Raw genomic sequence first — 15,386 nt, 5'->3', positions numbered from 1 at the left:
ATGGACGACACCAAGCTGATCGAGGCCCTGCGCTCCGCGCTCAAGGAGAACGAGCGCCTGCGCGACCGGAACCGCCGCCTGCTGTACAAGGCCGGTGAGCCGGTGGCGGTGGTGGGCGCGGGGTGCCGCTTCCCCGGCGGGATCGCATCGGGGGAGGAGCTGTGGGAGGTCGTCTCCCGGGGGGCCGACGCGGTCGGGGCGTTTCCGGATGACCGCGGATGGGATCTGGAGGGGTTGTTCAGCGGCGATGCGGAGGCGGCGGGGACGTCGTATGTGCGGGAGGGTGGGTTCGTCGAGTGTGCGGGGGAGTTCGACGCCGCCTTCTTCGGGGTGTCGCCGCGTGAGGCGGTGGCGATGGATCCGCAGCAGCGGTTGCTGCTGGAGACGTCGTGGGAGGCGGTGGAGTCCGGGGGTGTGGACCCGTCGTCGCTGCGGGGGTCGGGGACGGGGGTGTTCGTCGGTCTGGTCGCCCAGGACTACGGCCCACGCATCGCCGACGCCCCGCCCGGACTCGACGACCTGACCCTCACCGGCGGCATGGCGGGGGTGGCCTCCGGCCGGATCGCCTACACCCTCGGGCTTCAGGGGCCGGCTGTCACGATCGACACCGCGTGCTCCTCGTCGTTGGTGGCACTGCACCTGGCGGTGCGGTCGCTGCGTGCGGGGGAGTGCTCCCTGGCCCTGGCCGGAGGCGCCACGATCATGGCGACGCCCGGCATGTACATCCAGTTCAGCCGTCAGCGGGGGTTGGCGCCCGACGGCCGGTGCAAGGCGTTCGCCGCGGCGGCCGACGGGACGGGGTGGTCGGAGGGGGTGGGGGTGCTCCTGCTGGAGCGGTTGTCCGATGCGCGGGCCAACGGACGTCGCATCCTGGGCGTCGTGCGCGGCACCGCCGTCAACCAGGACGGCGCCTCCAACGGGCTGACCGCGCCCAGCGGCCCGGCGCAGGAGCGCGTCATCCGCGCCGCGTTGGCCGATGCGGGGTTGTCGGCGGGGGATGTGGATGCGGTGGAGGCGCATGGGACGGGTACGCGGCTGGGTGATCCGATCGAGGCGAACGCGCTGTTGGCGACCTATGGGCGGGAGCACGGTGGGGATGATCCGCTGTGGTTGGGGTCGTTGAAGTCCAATATCGGCCATGCGGTGGCGGCGGCGGGGGTCGGTGGGGTGATCAAGGTGCTGATGGCGATGCGCCATGGTGTGTTGCCGCCGACGTTGCATGTGGATGCGCCGACGCCGGAGGTGGACTGGTCCTCGGGTTCGGTCCGGTTGCTGTCCGAGGGGCGTGAGTGGGCCCGCAACGGGCGCCCGCGCCGCGCCGGGGTCTCCTCCTTCGGGATCAGCGGTACCAATGCCCACGCCGTCCTCGAAGAACCGCCCGCCGACGACGCCCCCGCGCCTGTCCCCGTTCCACGTCAGCGCAGCACGGGGACACCCCGAACGCTTGTCTGGCCGATCTCCGGGCACAGCGGCGCCGCACTGCGTGCGCAGGCCGCGCGTCTGCGGGACTTCGCCGCCGACGGCTGCGACGTCGCGGACACGGGGTGGTCGCTGGCGTCGGGGCGGGCCCACCTGGAGCACCGGGGGGCGGTGGTCGGCCGGGAGCGCTCCGACTTCCTCCGCGGCCTGGACGAACTCGCCGAGGGCGTCCCCGGAGCCGTATCCCTGCAGGACCGCGCCGTGCGCGGCACCGGCAAGACCGCCTACCTGTTCGCCGGTCAGGGGGCGCAGCGTGTGGGGATGGGGCGTGGGTTGTATGGGGCATGGCCGGTGTTCGCGGAGGCGTTCGATGAGGTGTGCGCGGGGTTCGGGGGGTCGCTGGGGCGGCCGTTGCGCGATGTGGTGTTCGCGGAGGAGAGGTCGGGGGACGCGGCGCTGCTGGACCTGACGCAGTACACCCAGCCGGCGCTGTTCGCGGTGGAGGTGGCGCTGTTCCGGTTGCTGGAGTCCTTCGGGGTGCGCCCCGACTTCCTGCTGGGGCATTCGGTGGGGGAGCTGGCGGCGGTTCACGTCGCGGGTGGGCTGTCGTTGGCCGATGCGTGTGGGTTGGTGGCGGCGCGGGGGCGGTTGATGGGGAGTGTGGGCCGCGGCGCGATGGTGGCGGTGGGGGCGTCGGAGGCGGAGGTCGCGGGGTCGCTGGGCGAGGACGTCGCGGTGGCGGCGGTGAACGGTCCGTCGTCGGTGGTGGTGTCGGGGGACGAGCGGGGTGTGGGCGAGGTCGAGCGGGAGTGGCGTGCCCGCGGGGCGCGGGTGCGGCGGTTGCGTGTGGGGTGCGGCTTCCATTCGCCGTGTGTGGACGGCGTGCTGGAGGAGCTTCGGGAGGTCGCTGCGGGGCTGTCGTGGGGGCGGCTGGAGCTGGGTGTGGTGTCGGGCGTGACGGGTCGGTCGTTGGGCGGGGACGAGGTGGGGGATGCGGGGTACTGGGTGCGCCAGGCGCGCGCGGCGGTGCGGTTCGGTGACGGTGTGCGGTGGTTGCTGGAGGAGGGGGTGACCACCTTCATCGAACTCGGACCGGGCCGCGAACTCTCCGGGCTCGCCGCCGAAACCGTCGCGGCCCATACCGGCCGGGACACACCCGCACTGGTTCCCGTCATGGATCCCGACCAGGACGAGCCCGAGCGGTGGGTGCGGGCGTTGGCGGAGGCGTACACCTCGGGTGTGGATGTGGACTGGGCGCCGTTGTTCCCCGGTGCCCGGCGGACCGAGCTGCCGACCTACGCCTTCCAGCGCCGCCACTACTGGCTCGACGCCACCGGCGCCACGGCGAACCGCGCCACCGATAACACACCGGCCCCCGTCCCCAAGACCCCCGACTTCGCCGCCCTCGGCCCCGCCGAACGCGAGCGGGAACTCCTCACCACCGTCCGCGCGCTGACCGCCGCGGTGCTCGGCCACACCGACCCCGCCGAGATCGACGACCACCGCGGATTCCTCGACGCGGGAGGCGACTCGCTGAGCGCCGTGCGGCTCCGCGACCGCCTTCGCGCGGCCACCGGACTGGACCTGCCCACCACCGTCGCCTTCGACCACCCCACCCCCGCCGGCCTCACCCGCCACCTCGCCGACCGGTTCGCCGAGGCCGAGGGCGGATCCGTACTCCGCGAGGTCGAGCGGATCGAAGCCGCCCTGGTCACCGACGCCCTGCCCGAGTCCGTCCGCTGCACCGCCGTCACGCGGCTGCGGGCGCTGGTGGACCGCATCGACGCCGATGGCTCCCCGGCCGCGGGCGCGGCTTCCGCCTCCGCCGCCGACGACCTCCGCGACGCCTCCGACGAGGAACTTCTCGCCTATATCGACAAGGAGTTCGGGATCTCCTGACCGTCGGCCACCGCGACGGCGCAGCACCCTGGCATCACCGCAGCACGAACACGGCAACGTCCGAAGGGAGACGAGGGTCGGCGATGGCGAACGAGGACAAGCTCCGCGACGTACTGAAGCAGGTCACCACCGATCTGCGGCGGGTCCGCGAGCAGAATCGCCGCCTGCTGTACAAGGCCGGTGAGCCGGTGGCGGTGGTGGGCGCGGGGTGCCGCTTCCCGGGGGGTGCGGTGTCGCCGGAGGGTCTGTGGGACGTGGTGTCGGGCGGTGTCGACGCGGTCGGGGCATTCCCCGCCGACCGGGGTTGGGACCTTGCGGGGCTGTTCGACGCCGACCCCCGAACGGCCGGAACGTCCTATACGCGGGAGGGTGGGTTCGTCGAGTGTGCGGGGGAGTTCGACGCCGCCTTCTTCGGGGTGTCGCCGCGTGAGGCGGTGGCGATGGATCCGCAGCAGCGGTTGCTGCTGGAGACGTCGTGGGAGGCGGTGGAGTCCGGGGGTGTGGACCCGTCGTCGCTGCGGGGGTCGGGGACGGGGGTGTTCGTCGGTCTGGTCGCCCAGGACTACGGCCCACGTCTCCACGAAGCGGCCGGCGGCGTCGACGCCCATCTGCTGACGGGTAACGCGGCGAGCGTCGCCGCGGGACGCGTCGCGCACACGTTCGGGCTGGAGGGCCCCGCGGTCACGATCGACACCGCGTGCTCCTCGTCGTTGGTGGCACTGCACCTGGCGGTGCGGTCGCTGCGTGCGGGGGAGTGCTCCCTGGCCCTGGCCGGAGGCGCCACGATCATGGCCGCTCCCGGGGCGTTCACCGCGTTCAGCCGTCAGCGGGGGTTGGCGCCCGATGGCCGGTGCAAGGCGTTCGCCGCGGCGGCCGACGGGACGGGGTGGTCGGAGGGGGTGGGGGTGCTCCTGCTGGAGCGGTTGTCCGATGCGCGGGCCAACGGACGTCGCATCCTGGGCGTCGTGCGGGGGACGGCCATCAATCACGACGGCGTCAGCAGCGGCCTGACCGCACCCAACGGCACCTCACAGCAGAAGGTGATCGGCCGCGCGTTGGCCGATGCGGGGTTGTCGGCGGGGGATGTGGATGCGGTGGAGGCGCATGGTACGGGTACGCGGCTGGGTGATCCGATCGAGGCGAACGCGCTGTTGGCGACCTATGGGCGGGAGCACGGTGGGGATGATCCGCTGTGGTTGGGGTCGTTGAAGTCCAATATCGGCCATGCGGTGGCGGCGGCGGGGGTCGGTGGGGTGATCAAGGTGCTGATGGCGATGCGCCATGGTGTGTTGCCGCCGACGTTGCATGTGGATGCGCCGACGCCGGAGGTGGACTGGTCCTCGGGTTCGGTCCGGTTGCTGTCCGAGGGGCGTGAGTGGGCCCGCAACGGGCGCCCGCGCCGCGCCGGGGTCTCCTCCTTCGGAATGAGCGGCACCAACGCGCACGTCATCGTGGAAGAGGCCCCCGAGGAGCCCGCGATCACGGGTGTCGCCTCCTCCCGCCCGGTGGGGCACCCGCCCCGCGCCCTGCCGTGGGTGGTGTCGGCGAAGAGCGAGGAGGCGCTGTGTGCGCAGGCCCGGCGGTTGAGAGAGGCGGTGGACGCCGATCCGCGGGTGGCGACCGCGGACGGTGCGCTGTCCTCGGTGACGACGCGCGCCGCCTTCGAGCATCGCGCCGTGGTCGTGGCCGACGGCCGCGACGGGCTCGTCGACGGCCTGGACGCGGTCGCCGCCGATGCCGCAGCCGCCGACGTGGTGCGGGGCCGTTGCTCGGACATCCCCGGTGACAAGCCGGTGTTCGTTTTCCCCGGCCAGGGTTCGCAGTGGCCGGGGATGGCCGTGGATCTGATGGCGACCTCGACCGTCTTCCGCGGGCACATGGAGCAGTGCGCGGCGGCGCTGGAGCCGTTCACAGGGTGGTCCCTGTTCGACGCGGTGCGCGAAGCGCCCGGAGCCCCACCGTCGGAACGTGTGGACGTCCTGCAGCCGACCCTGTGGGCCATCATGGTCTCCCTCGCCCGTACCTGGGGCGAGCTGGGCGTGCGGCCGGCCGCGGTGGTCGGCCACTCCCAGGGGGAGATCGCCGCGGCGAGCGTGGCGGGAGCGCTGAGCCTGGAGGACGCCGCCAGGGTGGTGGCGCTGCGCAGCCGCGCGGTCGGCACCCTGGCCGGAACCGGCGGCATGGTCTCCCTGGCACTGTCGGAAGCGGACGCCACCCGCCTCATCGACGGCTGGCCGGGCCGCCTGCACATCGCCGCGGTCAACGGCCCGGCCGCCACGGTCGCCGCGGGAGATCCCGCCGCGGTACACGAGCTCGTCGACCACTGCGGAAAGGTGGGTGTGAGAGCGCATCGCATCGATGTGGACTACGCCTCGCACACCCCCTTCGTGGAGGAGGTCCGTGGAGAGGTCGCCGCGGTCCTCGCCGGGCTCGACCCCCGTGCGCCCGCGGTTCCGTTCTTCTCCACGCTCACCGGTGCCAAGCTGGGGGACACCGCGCTCGGCGCCGACTACTGGTACCGGGCGCTGCGCAACCCGGTCCGCTTCGATGCGGCCGTGGGCTCCCTGGTCGGCGCCGGGTACGGCCTGTTCATCGAGGCCAGCCCGCACCCGGTCCTTACCGGCGCGATCGAGGACATCCTGGCCGCGGCCGACGCGTCCGGTGCGGCCGTGGGTACGCTGCGCCGCGGTGACGGCGGCTGGGACCGCTTCCTGGGGTCCGCGGCGGAAGCGTTCGTGCGCGGAGCCCCCGTCGACTGGACGCCGTTGTTCCCGGACGCTCGGCCCGTCGAGCTGCCGACCTATGCCTTTCAGCGGCGCCACTACTGGCTCGACGGCGAAGAGAACCGGATCGGCGGCACGGCCGATGGCGGGGCGCCGGTCGATCACCCCCTCCTGCGGACCGTGATCCCGCTCCCGGGCGCGGGAGGGAGCGTGTTCACCGGTCGTATCTCGCTGCACAGTCACCCCTGGCTGGCCGACCACGCCGTGGACGGCACCGTCCTGCTGCCGGGCACCGCGATGGTCGGCCTCGCGCTCTACGCGGGCCAGCGCCATGACACACCCCACCTCGACGAACTGACACTCCAGACCCCGCTGGCCCTCCCGGATGACGAGGCCGTCACAGTGCAGGTCACGATCGGCCCCGCCGACGACACCGGCCGCCGCGCCATCGCCATCCACTCGCGCCCCGCGCGGATGTCCCGCGACGCGGAGGCACCCTGGACCCGGCACGCGGAAGGGGCACTGACCGCGAAGGAAGCCGCGCCTTCCGCTCCTCCTTCGAGCCGACCGCCATCGGACACCCGCGGGATCGACCTGGACGGCGCCTATGAGCGGCTCGCGGCGTCGGGTTACGAGTACGGCCCGTCCTTCCAGGGGTTGCGGGCGGCCTGGCGGGACGGAGTCGACATCCATGCCGAGGTGCGGCTGCCCGACCCACGCCACGGCGAGGCCACCGCCTTCGGACTGCACCCCGCTCTGCTGGACGCGGCCCAGCACGCCCTCGCCCTCGCCGACGGCGATCTCACGCGCGGTGCCATCGCGATTCCGTTCTCCTGGACGGATGTCACCCTGCACGCCGACGGCGCCACCGAACTGCGGGTGCGGCTGACCTGCGTCGGCCCGGGAACGTTCACGCTGACCGCCGCGGACCCTGAGGGCGTTCCCGTGGTGTCGGTCGGCGGTCTGACCCTGCGGCCGATGGGCGCCGACGACCTCGTCGGCACCGGCCCGACGGCCGCCGACGATCTCTACGTCCTGACCTGGGACCCGGTGCCCGCGCCCCAGGTCCCCGACGCGACCGGCCGATGGGTCCTGCTCGACTCCGGGCCCACAGGGTTCCGCGACTCCGCCGGGCGACCCCTCACCGTCTACCGGGACATGCCCGACCTGAGAGCGTCGCTCGACGCAGGGGGGCCGGTGCCCGAGACCGTGATCCTGCCCTGCCTTGCAACGCAGGACGCACGGTACGGGACCGCGGAAGGCGCGCGTGCCGCCCTGCACGCGATGCTGGACGTCCTGCACCGCTGGCTGGAGGACGAACGGCTGGAGGACACCCGACTGGTCGTCGTCACCGGCGGTTCGGTTGCGACCCGCGCGAACGAGGGCGTCGGCGATCTGGCCCGCGCGCCGCTGTGGGGCATGATACGGACGGCCCAGACCGAGCACCCCGGCCGACTGGTCATCGTCGATGCGGACGAGCCGGAGAGGGCGTGGCCCTTCCTGGCAGGTGCCGTCGCCAGTGGGGAACCGGGGATCGCCATCCGCGAGGGACGGATGCTGGCACCCCGTCTGGCCCGTCCGGCGCGGTGCGAGGACGCACCGCAGGGCGCGGGGTCCGATTCCCCGCCCTCACGGACCGGCGGCGCCGAGCCACCGGCCCTTCCGGCCGACGGAACGGTCCTGGTCACCGGCGCCACCGGAACGCTCGGTCAGGAGGTCACGCGCCACCTGGTCACCACACACGGGGTCCGCCGGCTGTTGCTGCTCGGCCGCAGCGGGGGACGGAGCGCGGCGGCCACCGAACTCGCCGCCGACCTGACCGCTCTCGGTGCCGAGGTCACCTTCGCCGCCTGCGACGCCGCCCACCGTCCCTCGGTCGCCCGTGTGTTGGACGCCATCCCGCGCGAGCACACCCTCACCGCGGTCGTCCACATCGCCGGTGTCCTCGACGACGGGGTGCTCACCTCACTGACGCCCGACCGGATCGACAGGGTCACACGACCGAAGATCGACGCGGCCTGGAACCTGCACGAACTCACTCGCGACCGTGACCTCGCCGCGTTCGTGCTGTTCTCCTCCGCGGGTGCGCTCCTGGGAGCTCCCGGCCAGGCGAACTACACCGCCGCCAACGCCTTCCTCGACGCCTTGGCCCACCACCGGAGGGCGTCCGGCCTGCCCGCCACGTCGCTGTCCTGGGGGCTGTGGGCCCAACGGACCGGGATGACGGTTCACCTGGACACCACCGACCTGAACCGGATGGCCCGCATGGGCATGGCCGCGCCGCTGGAGACCGAGCAGGGGTTGGCGCACCTGGACACCGCCCTGCGAAGCGGGGCACCGCACATGGTGCCGCTGCCCGTGGATCTGCCCGGACTGCGCGCACGCGCCGCCCGTACGGGGGACGTTCCGCCACTCTTCCGCGGGCTGGTCCGTGCGCCCCGCCGAAGGGTCGTCGGAGACGCCGGCAGCGGCGCGAAGGCGCTGCGTGAACGTGTCGCCCTCCTGTCCCACGACGAGCTCGAACGGCACCTCACCGATCTCGTCCGAGGATGTGCCGCCGACGTCCTCGGTCACCCCGACGCCGACCGGATCGAGGCCGACGGCGGGTTCCTGGAAGCGGGATTCGACTCCCTTACGGCGGTCGAGCTCCGCAACCGGCTCAACGCCGCGTCAGGTCTCCGGCTGCCCCCGGCGCTGATCTTCACCTACCCGACCCCGCGCGACCTCGCCCGGTACCTGCGAACGGAACTGACGCAGGCCGTCGGGTCGCCGGGGCGGGCCGCGCCGCGGCCCGGCGGCCGCCCCCGCACCGATGGGGGGACCCCTCCGGGCGACGCCGCCATCCCCGACGGTCTCCTGGAACTCTTCCGACAGACCTGCCGCCTCGGTCGGATCAGGGAAGGCATCCGGATGATCGAGGCCGCCGCCCAGGTCCGCCCCACCTTCGGCCCCGGCGGCGACCCGGACGGCGCACCCGCCCCGGTGCGCCTGGCGCGCGGCGACGCCCGGCCCGCACTGGTGTGCTTCGCGTCGCTGGTGATGATCTCGGGCAGCCAGGAGTACGCCCGCTTCGCCGCGCCCCTGCGCGGGGTCCGCGACGTCACCGTCCTTCCCGAGCCGGGGTTCCGCCCCGGCGAACGGCTCCCGGCGGACGCCGACGTCGCGATCGAGGCCCAGGTGCGCGCCGCCCTCGACGTCGTCGGCTCCACCGGCGACGGTTCCTTCGTCCTGGTCGGCCGCTCATCCGGTGGCTGGATCGCCCACGCGGTCGCCGCCCGGCTGGAGGCCCGGGGGGTGGCCCCGCGGGCGGTCGTCCTGATCGACACGCCGCTCCCGGACGCCCCGGCGACACTGCCCATCATCGAGACGGCCGTCCTCCACCGGGAACGGCGGCTCGGCCTGATGGACACCGCCCGAGTGACGGCGATGGGCGGCTACCTCCGCATGTTCTCCGCCTGGAAGCCGGAACCCATCACCGCCCCCACCCTCCTCGTCCGCCCGGAGAGCCCCGTCACCGGCCCGTCGGGCGAACCCCTCGGCGGCCCCGACTGGCGCTTCGCCTGGCACCTCCCCCACGCCACCCTCGACGTCCCCGGCGACCACCTCACCATGATGGAAGAACACGCCGAGACCACCGCCCGCGCCCTGAACGACTGGCTCACCCGGCACAGCGGCGCGTGAGCCTGTCCCCGAGATCGAAAAGCACTGTCACTACGGGCCGCTACCGTCCTGTTCCGTCATGTGATCGCAGTGTTCCGTCGAGGGGGAACCGTGTACAAGCCAGTGGTCGTCGCCTTCCGCCGAGAGACCGGTGTGGACCTGGAGCAGCAACTGGAGCGGATCATGCGTCCGTTCGTCTACGACGTCGGATGCGCCGAGTCGGAGGGCGACACCCGGTCCAGGGCCAGTCGGTGCGACGGATGGATGATCGGCGGCTACTGGTCCGGTCGCTATCTGAGCCCGGCAGTCCATCACCAGGATCTGGTGAACCCGCTGGGCCTCCCCAAGGACAGCCCGTTGGCCGGATATGCGGCATGCGATGGCGGCCCCAAGCACCTGCTCGATCTGGAACGCGAACGGGCAGCGGCACTGGAGGAAGCCTGGCGTCGGTGGCCTGCCTTCCTCGCGGAGCGCAGGAACGTGTACGGCCTGAGGCCACCACACAGGACCGGGCCCTCGACCACCATCCGTGACGCTTTCCAACAACAGATCGCCTGGAGGCTGGGCCGGGCCGTGACCGGAACCGCCCTGGTCACTCAGGAGGGAGAACGGCACGAGGCAGAGGGCGGTGTGGAGGCAGTCGGAGACTATTTCCGACAGGCAGGGGAGTACATCGAGGCGCTAGACGACGACACCTGGCTCGTCTGCCTCGCGGTCCACTTCTGACAGCCCGGCGGCTCTGCGCGCGGATGAGCGCGGCGTTCAGCGCCGGCGGGCGAATTCGAAGGTGGCGGTGTCGTCGGTGTGGGAGACGTACTCGACCGTGTAGCCCTGCAGCTCGGCCGTTTCCCCCACTCGCAATGAGGACTCCTCATCCTCGCGCTGGCCCGAGGTCTTCCGTCGGACCCTGACGTCGGCGCTCTCGTCCTCGTTCAGGAGGATGCGGTACTGGTACACGGTGGGTCCGCGCTCCAGGAGGTCACCGGAGGTGCCCGTGCCGCTGAGGGTGACGGTGCAGTCGCCGTTCCTGCACGACGAGCTGCTGGTCCCCGAGTAGGACTCGCACGACCCGGACGCGGCGAGTACCACCAGGGCGCTCACCCCGTAGAGGGGGAGGTTGCGCACGCTCACGCGTCGATCCGCCTTTCCGCGTCCGTGTTCCCGTACCGACGTTCCCGTACCGACGCCCGGCCAGGGGCCTCGGGCGGGGATACTCGCCGGGAGAACCCCGCACACCCTGCGCAGAACGCGGCAGGCCCGAGGGAAGATCCCCCGGGCCTGCCGCGCTGATGGTGGGCGATACAGGATTCGAACCTGTGACCTCTACCGTGTCAAGGTAGCGCTCTAACCAACTGAGCTAACCGCCCCAGAGTGAAACTGGAGGTGGAGACGGGATTTGAACCCGTGTAGACGGCTTTGCAGGCCGCTGCCTCGCCTCTCGGCCACTCCACCGGACTCCGAGTGGGGAAGCGATCTCCCCCTGGTGTCTCCGAGCGGACGACGGGATTCGAACCCGCGACCCTCACCTTGGCAAGGTGATGCTCTACCAGCTGAGCCACGTCCGCGCGCTTCCTCGGTTCGGGGGCGTTTCCGCCGCCCCCTTCGCCTCGGCGCAGTAAGAACTTTAGCGGAAAGTCGGCATACGGCAAATCGGAGGCCGTTCGACCCGTGCGCGGCGCCGGTGTGCCGTGGTCCTGTCGGGGTAGGAGGTGGTCCCGACGCCGCCCGCCGGGAGCGGCGGGGATATACAAAGACACGTGGGCATCGAGGTCAGCGGGAACGGGAAGTGGAGAGGCGCCATGGCGGGCGATGCGGTGGTGCCGTGGACGGCGGCGCGTGCGGCCGCGCAGAACCTGGGTGTGCGCTGTCCGGCGGCCGTGCGCCTGGTGGCACTGGACGATGCCGTCGGGGCGGCGCTCGCCGCCGACCTCGTCGCACTCGTCGGGACCCCCGCCTACGACGCCGCCGCGATGGACGGCTACGCCGTCGCCGGACGCGGACCCTGGGTCGTGCGGGGACGCCTCCTGGCCGGGAGCGGGGAGCCGCCGCCGGACCTGCGCCCGGGAGAGGCCGTGGAGATCGCGACCGGGGCGCCGGTCCCCGGGGGCACCGAGGCCGTCCTGCCGTACGAGAGCGCCGTCTGTGACGATGCCGCCACGCGGGTGCGCGGCGAGATCGAACCGGGCCGCCACGTCCGGTGGGCGGGTGAGGACACCCGGCCCGGGGCCTCGGTCCTGGCGGAAGGGGCGGTCATCACACCGGCCACCGCCGGGCTGGCCGCGAGTCTGGGGCACGACCGGCTGCCGGTGCGCCGTCCGACGGTCGACGTACTGGTGAGCGGCGATGAGATCACCGCCGCCGGCATCCCCGCGCACGGACGGGTGCGTGACGCGATCGGGCCGGTGCTTCCGGGCCTGGTTCGGTGGGCCGGTGGCGAGGTGGTCGGTGTCGGCCGCGTCGCCGACACGTTCGGCGACATGCTGGCCGCGCTGCGCTCCTCGGCCGACACCAAGGCCGACGTCATCGCCGTGTGCGGGGCCTCCTCCAAGGGGCCCGCCGACCACCTGCGCGACGCCCTGGGCACACTGGGCGCCACCCCGGTCGTCGACGGTGTGGCCTGCCGCCCCGGCCACCCGCAGCTCCTCGCCCACTTGGGCGAGCCGTCCAGCCCTGGGCCGGTGGTCGTGGGGTTGCCGGGCAACCCCAACGCCGCTCTGGTGGCCGCACTGACTCTGCTCGCGCCGCTCCTCGCCGCGGCGGCGGGGCGTCCGGACCCGGGCTCGGATTCCGCGCTTCCGGCCGCTCTGCCCGTGGAGGGGGAGGTCCGCCCGCACCACCGGGACACCAGGTTGGTGGCGGTCCGCGTCGAGAGCGGGCGGGTCGCCCGGCCCGTGGGCCACGACCGCCCCGGAAGCCTGCGCGGAGCCGCGATGGCCGACGCCTTCGCCGTCATCCCGCCCGACTGGCGTGGATCCTCGGCGCGTCTGGTGTGGCTGCCGGCCGGCTGACGGCGCACGTGTCCGCCGGACCCCCTGGAGAACAAGGCGGCGGCCGCCGACGGCGCGTGGCCACCAGCGGCCGAATTTCCCGCGGATGTCGCCCAACCTCTGGCGCTGTTCCGGGGCGAGAGCGCAGAATGTGTGATCGGCCTCTCCTGGAGGCCGCCGCGCCGCCGGGGCCGGACTACCCCTGGGTCCGGCCCCGGTCGGCTCGGTCATGGGCGGTTGCGCCGGCGTCCCGGCGGCATCGCGCCTCCGTCCGCCCGGCAGTGCGCCTAGCAGCGCGCCTTCTGCTCGTCCTGCTCCGCCTCGGCACCGGCCGGAGCCGTGCCGACCGGCGCGGCCGACGCCTTCGCGGGCTCGCGGAGCATCGTCCAGGCCATGATGGCGGCGCCGATGACCAGCACCGTGGCGATGACGCTCGTCAGGTGCATACCGTCGGTGAAGGCCAGCCGCGCGGCGTCCAGGAGCGCCGTGCCGGTGTCGCCCGGCAGGCTCTCCGCCGAGATCACCGCGCCGCCCAGCGTGTCCCGCGCGGCGCCCATCGCGTCGGCGGGGACCCCGGCGACGTCACCGAGGCGGAACTGGTAGACCGCCGTCAGCACGCTTCCGAGGAGCGCGACGCCGAGCGCGCCGCCCAGCTCGTAGGCGGTCTCCGAGACGGCCGCCGCCGACCCGGCGCGCGCGGGCGGGGCCGCGGAGAGGATCGCGTCGTTGGTCAGCGTCTCGGCGAGGCCGGCACCCGTGCAGATCAGTGCGAACGCGACCACGACGAGGAGGGCGCCGCCCTGCGTGGGCGCCTGCGTCAGCGACAGGTACCCGGCGGCGATGAACGCCAGCGCGATGACGATGATCGCGCGCAGGCTCAGCCGGCGCGCCAGCACCACGGCCACGAAGCTCAGCACCACCGACAGCACCAGCCCCGGCAGTAGCAGCAGCCCGGCGTTCATCGGATTGATGCCCAGCACCAGCTGCAGGTACTGGGTGAGGAAGAACAGCGAGGAGACCATCGCGAAAACGAGCATGAAGTTCGTGGCCACGCCGACGCTGAACTTCCGGACGGCGAACAGGCGAACGTCGATCAGCGGGTCGGCCAGCTTCAGCTGGCGGCGGACGAAGGCGACCCCCAGCGCCACGCCGATCGCGAAGGCGCCGACCGCGGTGACCGAGAGACCGTGCTCGGCCAGCTTCTTCACGCCGTAGACGGCAGGGAGCATGGCGCCCATGGACAGCGCGACACTGGCCAGGTCCAGTCGGCCCGGCGTGGGGTTGCGCGACTCGCGCACCAGCAGCGGGACGGTCACCAGGGTGACCGCCATCACCGGGAGGTTGATCAGGAAGACCGAGCCCCACCAGTAGTGCTCCAGCAGCCAGCCACCGATGATCGGGCCGAGCGCCGCGCCCGCGGAGAACCCGGACGCCCAGATCGCGATGGCCAGCAGGCGCTGGCGCGGGTCGAGGAAGATGTTGCGCAGCAGCGACAGCGTCGACGGCATCAGCGTGGCGCCCGCCAGGCCCAGCAGTGCGCGGGCGGCGATCAGGATTTCGGGCGTGGGCGCGAAGGCCGCGAGCAGCGACGCGGCGCCGAACCCCGCCGAGCCGATCATCAGCAGCCTGCGGCGGCCGATCCGGTCGCCCAGCGACCCCATCGTGACCAGCAGGCCGGCGAGTACGAAGCCGTAGATGTCGACGATCCACAGCAGCTGGCCCGCGGTGGGGGAGAGGTCCTCGCTCAGGTGGGGGACGGCGAAGCCGAGCACCGTCATGTCGACGGAGATCAGCAGGACCGGGAGTGTCAGTACGGCGAGGGCGGCCCATCCACGCGGGCCTGCCTTGGGGGTGCCTCCGCTTCCGGGCGTCGTGGGCCTGGCTTCGGCGGAACTCATTTTCACTCTCGTTCGGGTCGATGGGTCACGGTGGACGCCGTGCGCTCGGTGCGCCGATCGGCGGTATCGGAAAGGACGGCGACACCCGCAGAAATTTCGTGGGATGAGCGGGCATCCGTTGATAGGGATTGCCTACTTTGAACCGTCCAGACGGTACAGTACCGTCCAGCCGGTACAGTGTCAATCGTGAAAGCATCTCCCACGCGTGACCGCATCCTCGACGCGCTGCAGGACATCCTGATCGAAGAGGGCAACGCCGCTGTGACCCTGGAGGCGGTGGCCGCCGCCGCAGGGGTGTCCAAGGGCGGACTGCTCTACCATTTCCCGTCCAAGGCCGCACTGATGACCGGGCTGGTCGAACGCCTGGCCGACCGCGCGCAGGACGAGTTCCGCGAGGCCACCGAGGGCGACGAAGGGGTCGTCCGGACCTTCCTGCGCACCTCCCTGCCCCAGTCCAGGGAGGAGGCCGAGCTCTATTGGTCGATCATCGCGGCCCTGCGCAGCAAGGAGGGCATGTCCGAGGAGTCCGAGCGCCTCATCCGGCAGCTCTTCGACGAGTGGTCCCGGCTCCTCCACGAGGAGGTCGCTGACCCGGTCCTCGCCGAGACCATCCGCCTCGTCGGCGACGGTCTCTACCTCTCCAGCATCGCCGGGCTGTCGCTACCCGACACCGAGGTGCTCACCCGGCTCACCGGCCGGCTCATCGCCCAGGCGGAGGCCTCCCGGAAGGATCGCTGAACCCCGCCGCGTCCGCCTCCGCGTCCGAACACCGTGCCCTCGGCTGTCCTCGATGATCATGG

At 72.6% G+C, this 15,386-nt stretch carries 7 protein-coding genes and 3 tRNA genes; 5 read left to right on the top strand and 5 right to left on the bottom strand.

What is annotated here, in order from left to right:
* The 3 genes from HNR23_RS13845 to HNR23_RS13835 all read left to right on the top strand — a co-directional run bounded on the left by HNR23_RS13845 (position 1) and on the right by HNR23_RS13835 (position 10,427).
* Entirely contained in the window at positions 1 to 3,318 is a 3,318-nt protein-coding gene (locus HNR23_RS13845) for a type I polyketide synthase (protein WP_184075976.1), read from the top strand.
* Between the two features lie 83 nt (positions 3,319 to 3,401).
* The gene (locus HNR23_RS13840) at positions 3,402 to 9,722 is read left to right on the top strand and encodes a type I polyketide synthase (protein ID WP_184075975.1); all 6,321 of its coding nucleotides are present in this window, start codon (positions 3,402 to 3,404) and stop codon (positions 9,720 to 9,722) included.
* Between the two features lie 90 nt (positions 9,723 to 9,812).
* Positions 9,813 to 10,427, top strand: a complete 615-nt coding sequence (locus tag HNR23_RS13835) for a hypothetical protein (protein WP_184075974.1) — start codon at positions 9,813 to 9,815, stop codon at positions 10,425 to 10,427.
* A gap of 36 nt (positions 10,428 to 10,463) precedes the next feature.
* Here HNR23_RS13835 and HNR23_RS13830 read toward each other — a convergent pair whose 3' ends face one another.
* The 4 genes from HNR23_RS13830 to HNR23_RS13815 all read right to left on the bottom strand — a co-directional run bounded on the left by HNR23_RS13830 (position 10,464) and on the right by HNR23_RS13815 (position 11,266).
* Positions 10,464 to 10,832: a hypothetical protein gene (locus HNR23_RS13830; RefSeq protein ID WP_184075973.1), complete on the bottom strand. Its 369-nt coding sequence runs from the start codon at positions 10,830 to 10,832 to the stop codon at positions 10,464 to 10,466.
* Positions 10,833 to 10,991: 159 nt separating this feature from the next.
* Positions 10,992 to 11,068 (bottom strand) — tRNA-Val (locus HNR23_RS13825).
* Between the two features lie 11 nt (positions 11,069 to 11,079).
* Positions 11,080 to 11,153, bottom strand: a tRNA-Cys gene (locus HNR23_RS13820).
* Between the two features lie 40 nt (positions 11,154 to 11,193).
* Positions 11,194 to 11,266, bottom strand: a tRNA-Gly gene (locus tag HNR23_RS13815).
* A gap of 234 nt (positions 11,267 to 11,500) precedes the next feature.
* On the opposite strand from HNR23_RS13815, the gene HNR23_RS13810 reads away from it, so the two are divergent.
* Complete coding sequence (locus HNR23_RS13810; RefSeq protein WP_184075972.1) at positions 11,501 to 12,709, top strand: molybdopterin molybdotransferase MoeA; 1,209 nt, start codon at positions 11,501 to 11,503, stop codon at positions 12,707 to 12,709.
* Between the two features lie 266 nt (positions 12,710 to 12,975).
* On the opposite strand, the gene HNR23_RS13805 is transcribed toward HNR23_RS13810, so the two are convergent.
* Complete coding sequence (locus tag HNR23_RS13805) at positions 12,976 to 14,586, bottom strand: MFS transporter (protein WP_184075971.1); 1,611 nt, start codon at positions 14,584 to 14,586, stop codon at positions 12,976 to 12,978.
* A 186-nt stretch (positions 14,587 to 14,772) separates the two neighbouring features.
* Between HNR23_RS13805 and HNR23_RS13800 the strand changes: the two genes are divergently transcribed.
* Positions 14,773 to 15,324 (top strand): TetR family transcriptional regulator, encoded by a 552-nt coding sequence (locus HNR23_RS13800; RefSeq protein ID WP_184075970.1) that lies wholly within the window; start codon positions 14,773 to 14,775, stop codon positions 15,322 to 15,324.
* Positions 15,325 to 15,386 lie beyond the last annotated feature (62 nt).

This window comes from Nocardiopsis mwathae, assembly GCF_014201195.1.
GTDB lineage: Bacteria > Actinomycetota > Actinomycetes > Streptosporangiales > Streptosporangiaceae > Nocardiopsis_C > Nocardiopsis_C mwathae.
This window is presented reverse-complemented; position numbering and strand designations above follow the sequence as displayed.